Source organism: Brevibacillus massiliensis, from assembly GCF_000311785.1.
In the GTDB taxonomy this organism is placed as follows: domain Bacteria; phylum Bacillota; class Bacilli; order Brevibacillales; family Brevibacillaceae; genus Brevibacillus_C; species Brevibacillus_C massiliensis.
In genome coordinates, this window is the sequence record NZ_HE978535.1 from 243,426 (window position 1) to 257,727 (window position 14,302).

Consider the following 14,302-nt stretch of genomic DNA (forward strand, 5'->3'; position numbering starts at 1 on the left):
TTGAGGGCACGACGCTCTCAACCCGTTTTTTGCTGTTTTCAGGGCTTCTTCCCCTCTTCCGGGTGCTCCTGCTGAAAGGAGCGCAGGCCGCGGACGAACATCTCCAGGATGACCTCGTGTTGGGTTTTGCGGGCGACGTGCCTGCGGATTTGTTCCAATTCGGCCACCAGCTCCGAGTCGAGGTGCAGGTTAATCGTCTTGCCTTTTTCCTGCGGATGAATTTCATGACGGTTGTCTACCTGCTTGACAGTCCCGACGATCTTGGCCTCTTTTGGCAGGGGCGGGTGCATCGGGAGCAGGATGACCGGCCCTTCCAACACAATATGGGTGGCCTGCTCGCTAAAGCGGATCGCAAGCGGCTGTTCCCGCTCCCTGTGGCAGTCGCGAATGGCCCGGCAAAAGGCCTGAAGTTCTGTCGTGTTGGGCAGCGTCAGCGAGACGTGTGACATACCTCTTCCTCCAGCGCGGATAGATGTTCTTCAGGTACGTCCTGCCAAAGTTCCATAGACTCCTCGGTCTGCAGTTGGTAGAGGATGCGCTGCCCGCAAAGCCGCGAAGAGAGCACGACGGCACGGCCGGCTTGCCGGACGCCGTCAGTGCCGCTCATTCGGATACGGACGACATCCAATACGTCGTACTTTGGCCGCAGCAGGTTTTTTTCCCAGAGAAAGGGATATACGGACGACTTGTGATAGAGGCTTCGCTTCCGCCCCTGTTTGCGCGTCAGGAGGGGAAACTGTTCGCGTTCGTCCAGCACTTTCCCCAAATGCCCCAGGTCCGCCCAGCGTTTGATCGTCGTCATGCTCAGCCGTCTGCCGCTGTACCGGGCGATCAGCTCAGAGAGCTCCCGTGACGAAAGGTACTGGGAGCGCCTCTCCCTCTCATCCAGGAAGGCGGCAAGGGATTGTTCCATCGCTTCCAACCGCCTCGTATCGGCGGCGATTTTTTCTCTTAACCGCTGAATGCTTTCCGCGAATTTATCCAGCTCACACATGTATGGGTCCCTCTTCATCACATGGTTTTTGTTACAGGATAAGAAAGTACAACTTCCTGAGACGGCTTCCTTATCCTGCATGAAAAGCTTCCGCTAAAGAAGAATCAGCTTCTTTGAAAGGGCTTCTTTAGAAGCTTTTCTTACAAGATATGAACACCCGGCATCATTCATGAGCAGAAAAAAGGATTGATACCGTTTGCGGCTACGGGAATGCGGTACGAAAAATTCATAAAAGCGCGGATCTTGACATCTTTTAATAGTAAATGGCTTTGCCAATACGCACAAAGGAGGATCGCTATGAACCCTGACCACGAAATGTCCGTTTCGGTGTCGGATTTGGAGAAGAATTTTTCGGAAGTCACCGCGGCGCTTAAACCGAAGGAGGCGATCGACGAAGCGAGCAGATGTCTCTTCTGCTACGATGCACCGTGTGTGAAAGCATGTCCCACCGGAATCGATATTCCCATGTTTATCAAGCGAATCGCAACCGGCAATCTGCTGGGTTCGGCCAAGACGATCATGGAAGCCAATCCGGTGGGGGCGAGCTGTGCCCGGGTTTGCCCCACATCAGAGCTGTGTGAGGGGGCTTGTGTCTTGAATGGCGCCTCCCGGCCGATCATGATCGGTCTCTTGCAGCGGCACGCGACAGATTGGGCGATCCGAAACAAGCGGGTCTTGTTCTCCCCGGGGGAGAGCAACGGCAAGAGCGTTGCGATTGTCGGGGGCGGACCGGCCGGGCTTTCTGCAGCGCGGGAATTGGCCCGGTTGGGGTACTACGTGACTGTCTACGAAGCGAGGGAGAAGGCAGGCGGGCTCAATACCTACGGGATCGTCTCCTTTCGACTGCCGCAGGAGATCGCGCTCTGGGAGACGGAGCAGGTGGAGGCGCTTGGCGTCCGGTTCAAGTACGGCGTGCGCGTTGGTGAGGACATCTCTCCGGAGGAGCTTTCCGACAGTCACGATGCCGTGCTGCTGGCAGTCGGGATGGCTTCCGTTCCCCGTCTCGGCATCGAAGGCGAAGAACTGGCCGGGGTATACGACGCCCTGCCGCTGATCGAAGCGACGAAGACCAAGCCGCTGACCGGGGAATTCATCGGCAAAAAGGTGGCGGTGATCGGCGCCGGCAACACGGCCATCGACGCTGCCACCTGCGCCAAGCGGCTGGGTGCCGAGCAGGTGCAGATGCTCTACCGCCGGACCGAAAAAGAGATGACCGCGTACGATTTTGAGTACGAATTCGCCAAACAGGACGGTGTGGAGTTCCGCTGGCTGGTGGCCCCCAAACGGATTCTCGGCCAGGGCGGGAGAGTGACCGGTCTCGTACTGCAGCGGATGAGGCTGGGAGAACCGGACAAGCGGGGAAGGCGCAAACCGCTGCCGATCGACGGCAGTGAGTTTGCGCTGGAGACCGACTTCGTCATTAAGGCCATCGGGCAAGAGCGGCACCTGCCGCTAATCGAGTCTTTTGGCCTGGAGCATCAGGGCGGTGTGGTCAAAGTCGATCCCAGCACCTACCAAACCTCGCGGGCCAACATCTTCGCCGCCGGCGACATCATCTTCGGCGGAGGAAAAACCGATGCGATGGTTGTCGATGCTGCCCAGCAAGGAAAGCGGGCGGCTCAGTCCATACACGAATCGCTGCAGGGACTTGTTTCAACGGCATGACCCTCATGGAACAAAAAACAAGAAGGAGGAGTTCCCATGGCAGATTTGCGGATCAATATCGCCGGCATCGAATCGCCAAATCCGTTTTGGCTGGCGTCCGCCCCGCCGACGAATTCCGGCTATCAGGTACAGCGGGCGTTTGAAGCGGGCTGGGGCGGAGCTGTCTGGAAGACATTGGGCGATCCGATCGTCAACGTCACCTCGCGCTTTGCCGCCCTTCACTACGGCGGGCAGCGGGTCCTCGGTTTCAACAATATCGAGTTGATCACGGACCGTCCGCTGGAAGACAACCTGAAAGAAATCGCTGAGACCAAAAAGAAATACCCCAAACACACCCTGATCGCCTCCTTGATGATGGAGCCCAACCGGGACAGGTGGCACGAGTTGGTCAAGGCGGTGGAAGCGGTGGGTGTGGATGGATTGGAGCTCAATTTCGGCTGTCCGCACGGCATGGCGGAGCGGGGCATGGGCTCGGCGGTGGGACAGCATCCCGACCTGGTCAGACAGCAGACGGAATGGGTGAAGGAGGTGGCGCAAACCCCGGTGATCGTAAAATTGACTCCCAACATCACCGACATTCGCCACACCGCCCGGGCAGCCAGCCAAGGAGGTGCGGATGCGGTCAGCATGATCAATACGATCAACAGCCTGATGGGTGTCGATCTGGATACCTGGCTGCCCATTCCGCACGTAGATGGAAAGGGAGCGCACGGCGGCTACTGCGGCCCGGCCGTGAAGCCGATCGCCCTCAACATGGTGGCCGAGTGTGCCCGCGACCCGCTCGTGGGAATCCCCATCTCCGGGATCGGCGGGATCAGTACATGGCGCGACGCCGTCGAATTTCTGTTGATGGGCTCATCCTGCGTTCAGGTGTGCACAGCGGCGATGCACCACGGATTCCGGATCGTCGAAGACATGATTGACGGATTGAACAACTACCTCGATGAAAAAGGGATTGCCTCCGTGATGGGCATCGTGGGCAGGTCAGTCTCTACGTACCAGGATTGGGGCAACCTCAACCTCAACTACAAAATTGTCGCAAGAATCCACGAGGAGACGTGCATCCATTGCAACAAGTGCCATATCGCCTGTGAAGATACTTCCCACCAGTGCATTGATATCGTCTGGGACGATCCAACCGGGAAGGAACGTCTGGTCGTCCGCGAAGATGACTGTGTCGGCTGCAATCTCTGCGCGATCGTCTGCCCCGTCGAAGGGACGATTGAGATGGTGGAGATCGACACCGGCCAGCCGCCGCTCACATGGAATCAGCGGCAGGCAGCTTTGGCGGCAGGCGGAAGCTGCGAGGCATGATCAAAGAAACCGGCGCATACGTTGTACGAGGAAGGGCTCTTTGCGAGCGTTTGGCAGCCAAACTAGCCCGGCCTCGATATCTTGGGACAAACAGAGGGGGATAGACCCATGAAAAAAGTGATACAGGGCGGCACTGTCGTCACCGCCGCCGATACTTTCCAGGCCGATGTGCTGATCCAGGGGGAGAAGGTAGCCGCCATCGGAGAGCGGCTGGACACGTCCGGGGCGGAGGTGATCGATGCTGCTGGCTGCTATGTCTTCCCCGGCGGAGTTGACCCGCATACACACTTCGACATGCCCTTTGGCGGCACCGTTACCGCGGACAACTTCGAGACGGGCACGCGGGCAGCGGCGTTTGGCGGCACGACGACGGTGATCGATTTTTGCCTGACGGAAAAAGGGCGGCCGCTGAAAGAAGCGATCGCCACCTGGCATGAAAAAGCGGCCGGCAAGGCGGTGATTGATTACGGATTTCACCTGATGGTGGCAGAGACAAACGACCGCGTACTGGAAGAGCTGCGCGACGTAGTCGAGGAAGAGGGGATTTCATCGCTCAAAGTGTTTATGGCCTACAAGAACGTCTTCCAGGCTGATGACGAGACCCTGTTCAAAACGCTGATCCGCGCCAGGGAGCTGGGGGCACTGGTTCAGGTTCACGCAGAGAACGGCGACGTCATTGACTTTCTGACCAAGGAAGCCTTGGCCAAGGGCAATACCGGTCCGTATTATCACGCCCTGACTCGTCCCGCCGAAGCGGAGGGAGAAGCGACCGGCCGGGCGATTGCGCTTGCCGCTTTGGCTGATTCGCAGCTTTACGTGGTACACGTCACCTGCGCGGCCGCCGTGCAGCGTATCGCGGAGGCCCGGGAGCGGGGCTGGAATGTGTACGGCGAGACCTGTCCGCAATACCTTGTGCTTGACATCAGCGTGATGGATCAGCCCGGCTTCGAAGGGGCCAAGTACGTCTGGTCGCCGCCGCTTCGGGAGAAGTGGAATCAAGAGGTGCTCTGGAACGCGCTGAAGAGCGGCATCCTGCAAACCGTCGGCTCTGACATGTGTTCCTTCAACTACAAGGGGCAAAAGGAGCTGGGAGTAGGCGATTTCTCCAAAATCCCCAACGGCGGGCCGGTTGTCGAGGACCGCTTCAGCCTGATCTACTCGGAAGGGGTGCACAAGGGCCGGATCAGCCTCAACCAGTTTGTCGACGTCATCGCGACCAAATCGGCCAAATTGTTCGGACTTTTCCCCCAGAAAGGGACCGTCGCAGTAGGCTCCGATGCCGACATCGTCATCTTCGACCCGCGCTCCAAGCGGACCATCTCTGCCGAGACCCATCACATGAATGTCGATTACAACCCCTTTGAAGGCATGGAAGTGCAAGGGGAGGTAGTGACGGTGCTGTCGAGGGGGGATTTCGTCATCCGCGACAAAGCGTTTGTCGGCCGGGCGGGAGCTGGCCGATTCCTCAAGCGCTCGTCTTTTGCTCGTCCATAAATTCGCAGGAGGGAGGGGCAGCAATGCCAAGCAAGGTAAAAATCGGCTTGATTCAGGCAAAGCATGATGTACATGGGGATGAGCCGGTTCACGTTCACAAAGAGAAGGCGATTGAAAAGCACATCAGATTGGTGCATGAGGCAGCGGAAAAAGGGGCCCTGATCATTTGCCTGCAGGAGATTTTTTACGGACCCTACTTCTGCGCCGAACAGTCGACCAAGTGGTACGAGTCGGCAGAAGAGGTGCCGGAGGGACCGACTACCCAGTTGTTTCAGCAGATTGCCAAAGACACGGGGACGGTGCTCATCTTGCCGGTGTACGAGAAAGCCGCTGTCGGCATCTACTACAACACGGCCGCCGTGATCGATGCCGACGGTTCCTACCTGGGCAAGTACCGCAAGCACCACATCCCGCACGTGGCCGTCGGAGGCCGGGGCTGCGGCTTTTGGGAGAAATACTACTTCAAGCCGGGCAATCTAGGCTACAAGGTATTTGATACCGCGTATGCCAAGGTGGGTGTCTACATTTGCTACGATCGCCATTTTCCCGAGGGGGCCCGACTGCTCGGGTTGAACGGCGCAGAGATCATCTTCAATCCATCCGCTACAGTGGCCGGCCTGTCGGAATATTTGTGGAAACTGGAGCAGCCTGCACATGCGGTAGCGAACGGTTATTACGTCGCCGCAATCAACCGGGTTGGAGTGGAAGCGCCCTGGAACATGGGCGAGTTTTACGGGCAGTCCTACTTGGTGGATCCGCGCGGGCGGTTTGTAGCCATCGCCAGTCGCGACCGGGATGAGGTGCTCGTGGCGGAAATGGACAAAAGCCTGATCCAGGAAGTGCGCGATCAGTGGCAGTTTTTCCGGGATCGCCGTCCTGAGACGTACGAAGACATGGCCCGTCTGCTGCCGTAGCCATTAGCCGATTGCATCAGGCAGCTTCCTCGGATCAGGAGGCTGCCTTGCTGCTTGCCGCCGGGGCGGCAGGGGAGGAAAACGGGGGGATGCGAATGATGTTGACTGCCTACCGCGGGGTGGAGTACACAGAGGCAGCCGTCGTTGTCGAACGGCAATCGTATCTGCGGGGGGAGCGGAGGGATTTTTGTTCCGGCGTTGCCGCAAAAGCAGTATTTGGTTCAGGCGTCTATCTGGTCAGCAGCCCCGAGGTAGCTGCCCAGTACGCATACTGCCACGCGGAGGTGTCGGCTGATCAAGCGGCAGTGCTGTGCCAGTCGATCAGGTTCACCCGGCCGATGTACCTGAATGAAGCGTACGGCGAAAATGAATTGCGCAGGGAAGCGCTGGTTTCAACGTTTTCTCCAAAACAGGTTGAAAGCTTTTCCGGGTCCATGAGCGAGACGGATTGGCTGGTCTGGACAGGTGAACAAATTCGCAAATTTCTCGTGGAGCGCGGTTATGACGGGATACTCTACCGATTGAGTGATGAGTTGACCTATTACGTTTGCTACGATCCTGACCGGCAAATCACCGACATCTCCCTGTCCCTTGTCTTCACCCTTGGCTGTGCGGCGCAAGCGATGCCGAAATCTTGACGTGCCCCCTCAGCAGAAGAAAAGATCCGAGGCAAGAGGCCCCAGATCTTTTCGTTTCGGGAAGAACTATGCGTTGCGGACAAAACCCGTTGCCGTAATTTTCCTGTACTCCTCGATGCCGAGGCGGCTGCTGTCATCCCGCATCAGCCAGGTGTAGAGGAATGCCGAGACGAACAGCCCGACCGTCCAGGCATTGTCCCAGACGAATTGCAGTCCCGGGATCAGCCTGCAGATAAAGGGGACGAGAATGCCCGCGATCAACGCCCAGATGGCCTTCTGATTAAAGCCGGAGTTGTAATGATAGCGTCCGTTTGTCTGGTACAGCTCGATCAGGTGTATGCGCCGCTTGCGTACCAGCCAGTAATCGGCAATGGCGATCCCGTCGATCGGACCCAGCAGGGCAGCGTACGTTCCCAGCCAACCGAAAATGTAATTCCCGAAATTCTCCAGTATATACCAAGGCTGAAACAAAAGCGAGACGACTCCGGCGATAATCGCACCTTTGGCAAATGTCATTTTGCGCGGCCACAGGTTTTCGATGGCCCGGGCGGGTGCGACGATGTTGGCCGCTACGTTTGTCGTCAGCGTAGCGAGGACGATTCCGATTGTGCCGAAGAAAATGGCGAGCGGTGAAAATTTGGCCAGCACGGCAGCGGGATCCCAAATCGCTTCACCGAAGATGAGCACCGTAGCTGAGGTAACCGCTATGCCGATAAACGAGAAGAACCCCATCGTGGTGGGAAGCGCAATGGACTGGCCGACGATCTGTGCCTTTTGGCTTTTGGCGTACCGGCAAAAATCGGGGATATTGAGGGCCATTGTCGCCCAGAAGGCAATCGCGCCGGTCAGGGAAGGGAAAAATATTTTTAGAAATTCTCCGGTCGAGGTAAGTTTGGACGGCGCCGACAGCATGGGTCCCCATCCGCCTGCGGATGTGACGGCCCAGATCAACAGCGCGATTGACAGTACGATCAGTGTGGGTGCGGCCCAAAACTCCATCCGGCGAATCGCTTCAGGACCGCGGTAGGCTACCCAGACGTTGAGTCCCCAAAAGAGAATAAAGGAAATGCCCAGGTGGCCTGGGATGCTGCTCCAGCCGGACATCGAGGAGAGCAGGGTGTCAATTGCCGCTCCTCCAAACCAACAGTTGATCCCAAACCAGCCTGCGCCGATCAGGCCGCGGGCAAGGGACGGGATATGGGTGCCCTTGGAACCGAACCAGATGCGGGCGAAGACGGGATAGGGGATGCCAAATTTTGTCCCGGCGTGGGAATTGAGAAGAATGGGAATGAGCACGATAAGATTTCCTAAAATAATCGTGATGATAGCCTGCACCCAGTTCATCCCCAAGGAGATCAGACCGGCGGCAAGCGAGTAAGCCGGCAAACAGATACACATCCCGATCCACAAACTGGCGAAGTTGTAGGCACTCCAGTGGTGTTCTTCCTTGGAAGTCGGGCGCAGGCCTTCGTTGAACAGCGGGCTGTCTTTGATCTGGGTTATCCCTTCCTCTGTCAGCGTGACGATGCCGCCCTCTTCCCTTTGTACTTTCATATACACTCCCCCCTTTTTTGGGCAAGACAGGCGGGTTGACCTGTCTCGCCTAAATGCTACAGTATATTGGGACCAGGGACATCTCATACCTGCATTTTAAAGGGACAGGGCCGGTGAATGTTTCCGCAGGCAATAGGGGAAACTCCGAAGGTGAATGATATCTTCCGGGGTGATCACGACGTGACGACCTGTAGACGCATTGTCTTGTCCTTCATTTGTATGGTGCTTGCATTTGCCGGCAGTGCCGCTGCCAATTCCGCGAATGCAGAAGATCCCGCTCAATTTTTGGAGCGGTTGTTCCGTCTGCGGACAGAGAACCTTGTCAAAGAGTCGACAGACGTACTGACGAAGCTGTATTTGCCGCGGGAGAGAGTCAGCAGGTACGCTTTGGAACATGAACTGCGCAGGGGTCAGTACCTGAAGGCCTGGGCGGCCAAACGGGGCATTGAAATCATCGGTGCCGAAAGCAAAATTCGCGTTGTCCGCTTGCGGACGGAGGGGAATTACGCCAAGGCGGGGCTGATTCAGACGCTGAAGATTACCTATGCTTACAAGGAAAAAGAGCTGTCTCCGCAGGCTTTCGGGATTGGGACCAGGCACGCCGTGACCTTGAGACAGGAGAATGGGAAGTGGCATGTGCTGAGAGAATGGTATACGGATCCGATAGATGAAGATTCCAGTTTTATCCCGGCAGCGTCTGCCCAGACAGATGAGTCGGCCATAGAGGGAGCTCTGCCTGAAGCATGGGTCGCGAATCAAAAGAAAGCGAAGCGCCCGAGGTACAACCGGAAGGCTGCCGTCGAGTATGCAGACAAGTACGCTGGAGCGGCATGGGGAGCGGGAAACAACAACCGGTACAACAAGAAGTACCTCGACTACACTTACTTGGGCGGGGATTGCACCAATTACGCTTCACAGGTCATCGGCGATAAGGCGGAAGGGGGAGGACTGCCGATGAGGGGAGGCTGGTACTACCGTTATAAACAGGGGGGCAGCACCTCATGGGTCCGAACTGATGCGTTTAAAAATTTCCTGTTGTACAGCGGGTACGCTCGTCTGATCGCCCGCGGGTCGTATGATGAGGTAGCCAAACCGACATCCCGCTTCCCGGAAGGGGCCCTGGCCAAGCTTCAGCCAGGAGATCTGATCGCCTATGAATTGGGCGGAGACATCGATCATTTTTCTGTGGTCACTGCCCGGGATGTCAAGGGCTACGTCCTGGTCAATTCCCATACGGGTGACCGCTATCACGTCCCCTGGGATCTGGGCTGGGACAAGTCGACCAGGTTCTGGTTGATCCATCTGAACGACTAAATCACTTTTTACGCTGTGGTGGACGGCACTGGTAAGGTGCCGTTTTTTCGTGCGGCTTGGGATTGGCAACATTTTTGCAATGAACTTCGGGGCTGATCCTGGTAGAATACAGAAGTGGACACATCCCGGGTTGGCGCGATGTGTTTTTTTCATCAAAAAAACGGAAGGAGGGATACCTGTGCGAAAGAAGATGTCGATGATTGGCGGCGCTTTGCTGGCTCTGTCGCTGCTGGCTTCTCCGCTGACAGTGGAAAAAGCGTCAGCTGCCGCGGCTGTTCCGGCATGGCAGCAGACGGCTGACAGCATTATCCAATTGGGCGAAAGTTATATGGGTACCCCTTACGTATACGGCGCTGAGCGCTTTCAAGATAAAACCTTTGACTGCTCATCCTTTGTGCAGTTTCTGTTTGACAAATACGGCATCAAACTGGGGTGGAACGCCAGAGAACAAGCCGTTCAGGGGGAATGGGTTCCTTTTGATCAACTCCGCAAAGGGGATGTCATGTTTTTCTCGGATGAGGATTTTCCGAATGAGACAGGTCTAAACAAGGTGCGTCACGTGGGAATTTACATTGGTGACGGCAAGATCCTGCACACGTACGAACCCGGCATTGGCGTTACGATCAGCAAGATCCACAACGATCCAAGAGATGGAGAATACTGGTACGAACACTATTTGTTTGCAAAAAGAATGATTCCGGCGGAACAAACCGCCTCGGAGTAATAGCGGAACAGCCCAGGAGCTCATCTGTCTCCCGGGCTGTTTTTTCCTTATCTGGGGAAATACTCCGACCAGCGTTTCGTCACCAATTCGGCGATGTCGGGCCGGGTCTCCACCTCATCAGGGTAGAATGGCTTCATGCGCGAGTCGATGATCAGCGGGCCTTCATATCGGATTTTGTTGCGGACGATTTTGGATTCGGCATACAAGTCATGGGCCGGATCGAAGCGGGTGAACACTGTCCAGAGGAAGCTGCTCTCGCGCTCTGCGATCCTGGCGTCGTCCACCAGGCAGATGAGCGGCCAATTCTGCAGATGCCGGTTGGCAAAAGAGACCAACTGTGCGGCAAAGTCGGGATTTTGCTCAAAGCTGGGGCCGGACAGGACGAGACAACCGGGACAAAACGATACGATCCGGTCGATCTCCGGGATGCCCTCCCCCCGATATTCGCGCGGCAGGTCCCGGACGGGATCGCCAATGCCAAGCAGCACGCCCTTGCTGCCGTGATTGAACTTGCGCCCCGTGTAATCCAGGGTGTCGCTTGACGTGTCATTGACGATCAACAGATCGCGTTCAGGCTGGAACCGTTCCAAGACAATCGTCAGGAAGCGGCGGAAGTCGGCCAGGTCACAGGCGACATCTGTCACCAGCAAAAACTTGGTCAGTGTAAGCTGGCCTTCTCCGAGGATGCGAAACGCATGAGCCATCGCTTCTTTATAATAGCTCTCTCTGACGACGGCCCCGGCCAGTGCGTGGAAGCCCGTCTCGCCGTAAGTCCATAGTGCTTTTACGCCGGGCATGACCACGGGAAACAGCGGTGAGAGCAGCCGCTGTAAGTATTCCCCGATAAAAAAGTCCTCCTGCCGCGGCTTCCCGACGACAGTAGCCGGGTAGATCGCGTCTTTTCGCCGCCACATGTGCTTGACTTGAAATACGGGAAATTCATGCTCCAGCGAATAATAGCCAAAATGGTCGCCAAACGGTCCTTCCATGCGGCGCAAATGCGGAGGCACAATGCCGCCAAAGACAAATTCGGCCTCGGCTGCTATCGCGTGCGGATGATCGGGCACATCGACCAGATTCAGCTTTTCGCCGGTGAGAAGCGAGGCGAAGATCAACTCAGGCACCATCTCGGGCAGCGGCGCGATCGCCGAAATGATCAAGGCCGGCGGACCGCCGATGGTCAAAGTGACCGGCAGCGGTTGGCCCAGCCGCTCTGCCTCATGGTAGTGGAAGCCGCCTCCTTTGTGGATCTGCCAATGCATGCCGGTCGTCTGCCGGTCGAAGATCTGGATGCGGTACATCCCAAGATTGTGCTCCTTGGTTTGCGGATGCTCCGTGTAGACGAGCGGCAGGGTGACGAAGGGGCCGCCGTCCAGATGCCAGCTGGTGATGGCGGGCAGCGATGTCATGTCCGGCTCGCCGCTTACTTCCAGTACGGGGGCCTTTGCGGCTGAGACCCGCCGTGTTCCCGTCGCCAGCACGCTAAGCAGCGGCTGCCGCATTTTCCAGAGCGAACCCAGCTTTGGCGGCATCAGCTTGTCCAGGCCGTCGACCAATTGCTTGACGGTGTTTTCCGGTTTCGGCCCAAAGGCCATATCGACCCGGCCCGATGTCCCGAACAGGTTGGTGACGACAGGGAACGACTTTCCCTTCACGTTGGTAAACAAAAGCGCCGGTCCTTGTTCGGCAATGACGCGGCGGTGTATCTCAGCCAGTTCCAAATACGGATCAACAGGGGCGTCAATCTCCGCAAGCTGACCTTCTCGTCTCAGTTGATCGAGAAAAGAGCGTAGGTTGCGATGCATGTAAGAGTCACCTCATTGAAAGCGATAAAACGTTCCCCTCTAACTCTACACGAATAACAGCCCCAGGACCAGCCCCATATTAGACGCAGCGCTCCGGTCGGCCGAGGATTTTCCGCAGCTTTTGGTCCACTTCGGGCCATTCCCGATCGAGGATGCTGAACATGACGGTGTCGCGGATATAGCCGTCTCGAACCACCATGTGGCTGCGCAGCACACCCTCGCGCACCCCGCCGATGCGTGCAATCGCCCGCTGGGAGTTGAGGTTGCGCAGGTCGGTTTTCAGCTGCACCCGGATGCAGCCGAGCTGCTCAAAACAGTGCCTCAGCAGCAGCCACTTGCATTCCGTGTTGACTCGGGTTTTCCAGACGTCGGGGGCAAGCCAGGTCCAGCCGATCTCCAGGCCGCGGTCTTTTTTGGATATGTTGAGAAACCGGGTGCTGCCGATGACTCGTCCCGTCGCCTGCTCGATGATCACAAAGGGCAGCTCGACTCCCGCTGCCTGGGCCTTGAGGGCTGTATCGATAAACCGAACGGCATCTTCACGCGTGTGGATGACTGTGGACATGTACGTCCAGATGCGCTCATCCTGACCTGCCTCATGCAGGTCGGCAGCATACGAATGTGTCAGTGGTTTGAGGCGAACTGTGTCGCCGCTCAAGGTAACCGGGGCAATTTGCAGCATGGTATCGTTTCTCCTTATTGATGAATCAAGCAAAATAGAAATGTAGCGATTCCGTGAACACCTGTTCATCTGTCCGTCTCTTGAGTTAGAATAGACGAAGTGCAGCGCTTCACCAGCCTGCTTATGCCTAATGGGGTATGGAGGGAAGACATGAAACAGTCCACAATGAATCGTTCGACGACATCGACGGTTATCCTGCTGCTTGGGGACCTCGTGATGATTTTGTTGTTTACCTTGATCGGCATGAAAGAGCACGACCGGATGATTGGCATAACCGGCTTGTTCTATACGGCAGCCCCTTTTCTGATCGGCTGGGTGATTACAGCACCGCTCTTGGGGGCGTATCGACCGGCGGCTGTCAGCAGCGTAAAAACAGCGGCATGGCGGGCCTTCCTTGTCTGGGTTGCAGTGGAGATCGTCAGCATGGTCATCCGCGCCTTGTTTTTTGGAAAACCGTTCATCCTGAGCTTCGCGATCGTCACCTTGATCGCCAATACGATTCTTCTGGCGGCCTGGAGAATGGCGTACAGCTGGTTTATCAGGCGCGGGAAGATGTGAGACCTCGCTTGGGCCCGGGATAATCGTATAGTTTGCCGCACCCATGGAGACGCTACCAACCACAGGGAGGTGGCAGCGTGTCCAGCAAAAACAATAAAAGCAAAAATCTCGGCAAAAACAGGGGCAAAACCTTGGATAAGAACGACAAAAACCGCAACATCCGGGATAATGGCAGTTAGCCTGTCCGAGGCCGATGACTAGCCGCTGAACTTGATGGTCAGCGGTTTTTTCGCGGATAACGGCGTCATTTTCATTATGCTATAATAGGGGGAACGAACAGATGGAGGTTCCCAGGATCAATCAACCAAGACGTATTGCCATTCCTACACAGCCGTTTCTCGTTCTCTGCCAGCTCTTCGACAGTTGTTATGATGAATGGAGACAACAAGCACAGCCGGTTGAGCTGGTGGAATCCATCGCAGGTTCGCTGCTCACTGGCGTCGCTTTTTTGCATGAGCAGCCCAGCCCTCCCTCGGAGGTGAACGTAGAGCTGGATTTCCAGCAAAGGTTTTACCTGCGAAAACTCATCGAGGAGGCTGTGCGGAAGCTGGATCCAAGTGACCCGCGGCAGGCGAAGATGGATGCCTGGCTGAAAGAATCCTTGTCCGTCCTATCGCAGTAAACCGATCCGTTCCTAATGAATACA

Annotated in this window: 14 protein-coding genes; 9 read left to right on the forward strand and 5 right to left on the reverse strand. The window is 56.6% G+C overall.

Features of this window, described 5'->3' with window-relative positions; genetic code table 11:
- Positions 1 to 38: 38 nt before the first annotated feature.
- Both HGBM_RS01255 and HGBM_RS26180 read right to left on the reverse strand, forming a co-directional pair.
- A complete protein-coding gene (locus HGBM_RS01255; RefSeq protein WP_019119290.1) occupies positions 39 to 449 on the reverse strand; it encodes a hypothetical protein in 411 nt (136 codons plus the stop codon).
- Entirely contained in the window at positions 431 to 994 is a 564-nt protein-coding gene (locus HGBM_RS26180; RefSeq protein ID WP_019119291.1) for a hypothetical protein, read from the reverse strand. Before HGBM_RS26180 ends, HGBM_RS01255 begins: the two co-directional genes overlap by 19 nt.
- A gap of 297 nt (positions 995 to 1,291) precedes the next feature.
- Here HGBM_RS26180 and HGBM_RS01265 point away from each other — a divergent pair, with 297 nt between their 5' ends.
- From HGBM_RS01265 to HGBM_RS01285, 5 genes are all read left to right on the forward strand, one after another.
- Entirely contained in the window at positions 1,292 to 2,659 is a 1,368-nt protein-coding gene (locus tag HGBM_RS01265) for an NAD(P)-dependent oxidoreductase (protein WP_019119292.1), read from the forward strand.
- A 36-nt stretch (positions 2,660 to 2,695) separates the two neighbouring features.
- Positions 2,696 to 3,973, forward strand: a complete 1,278-nt coding sequence (gene preA / locus HGBM_RS01270) for an NAD-dependent dihydropyrimidine dehydrogenase subunit PreA (RefSeq protein WP_019119293.1) — start codon at positions 2,696 to 2,698, stop codon at positions 3,971 to 3,973.
- Between the two features lie 108 nt (positions 3,974 to 4,081).
- Positions 4,082 to 5,467, forward strand: a complete 1,386-nt coding sequence (gene hydA / locus HGBM_RS01275) for a dihydropyrimidinase (RefSeq protein ID WP_019119294.1) — start codon at positions 4,082 to 4,084, stop codon at positions 5,465 to 5,467.
- A gap of 23 nt (positions 5,468 to 5,490) precedes the next feature.
- Positions 5,491 to 6,381, forward strand: a complete 891-nt coding sequence (locus HGBM_RS01280; protein ID WP_019119295.1) for a nitrilase-related carbon-nitrogen hydrolase — start codon at positions 5,491 to 5,493, stop codon at positions 6,379 to 6,381.
- Between the two features lie 47 nt (positions 6,382 to 6,428).
- Complete coding sequence (locus HGBM_RS01285) at positions 6,429 to 7,019, forward strand: hypothetical protein (protein WP_019119296.1); 591 nt, start codon at positions 6,429 to 6,431, stop codon at positions 7,017 to 7,019.
- Positions 7,020 to 7,085: 66 nt separating this feature from the next.
- Here the strand turns inward: HGBM_RS01285 and HGBM_RS01290 are convergent, their stop codons facing one another.
- Entirely contained in the window at positions 7,086 to 8,573 is a 1,488-nt protein-coding gene (locus tag HGBM_RS01290) for an NCS1 family nucleobase:cation symporter-1 (protein WP_019119297.1), read from the reverse strand.
- Between the two features lie 150 nt (positions 8,574 to 8,723).
- Between HGBM_RS01290 and HGBM_RS01295 the strand changes: the two genes are divergently transcribed.
- Both HGBM_RS01295 and HGBM_RS01300 read left to right on the forward strand, forming a co-directional pair.
- Entirely contained in the window at positions 8,724 to 9,887 is a 1,164-nt protein-coding gene (locus HGBM_RS01295; protein ID WP_019119298.1) for an amidase domain-containing protein, read from the forward strand.
- Between the two features lie 178 nt (positions 9,888 to 10,065).
- Positions 10,066 to 10,611 carry a C40 family peptidase gene (locus tag HGBM_RS01300; protein WP_019119299.1) on the forward strand — a complete coding sequence of 182 codons (546 nt, stop codon included), beginning with the start codon at positions 10,066 to 10,068 and terminating at the stop codon, positions 10,609 to 10,611.
- A gap of 47 nt (positions 10,612 to 10,658) precedes the next feature.
- On the opposite strand, the gene HGBM_RS01305 is transcribed toward HGBM_RS01300, so the two are convergent.
- Positions 10,659 to 12,416 (reverse strand): UbiD family decarboxylase, encoded by a 1,758-nt coding sequence (locus HGBM_RS01305; protein ID WP_019119300.1) that lies wholly within the window; start codon positions 12,414 to 12,416, stop codon positions 10,659 to 10,661.
- A 79-nt stretch (positions 12,417 to 12,495) separates the two neighbouring features.
- Positions 12,496 to 13,098, reverse strand: a complete 603-nt coding sequence (locus tag HGBM_RS01310) for a GNAT family N-acetyltransferase (protein ID WP_019119301.1) — start codon at positions 13,096 to 13,098, stop codon at positions 12,496 to 12,498.
- A 150-nt stretch (positions 13,099 to 13,248) separates the two neighbouring features.
- Between HGBM_RS01310 and HGBM_RS28700 the strand changes: the two genes are divergently transcribed.
- Together HGBM_RS28700 and HGBM_RS01325 are read left to right on the forward strand one after the other, a co-directional pair.
- A complete protein-coding gene (locus HGBM_RS28700; RefSeq protein ID WP_019119302.1) occupies positions 13,249 to 13,656 on the forward strand; it encodes a DUF3054 domain-containing protein in 408 nt (135 codons plus the stop codon).
- A gap of 280 nt (positions 13,657 to 13,936) precedes the next feature.
- On the forward strand, positions 13,937 to 14,278 hold the full coding sequence (locus tag HGBM_RS01325; protein WP_019119304.1) for a hypothetical protein: 342 nt from the start codon (positions 13,937 to 13,939) through the stop codon (positions 14,276 to 14,278).
- Positions 14,279 to 14,302: the final 24 nt, after the last annotated feature.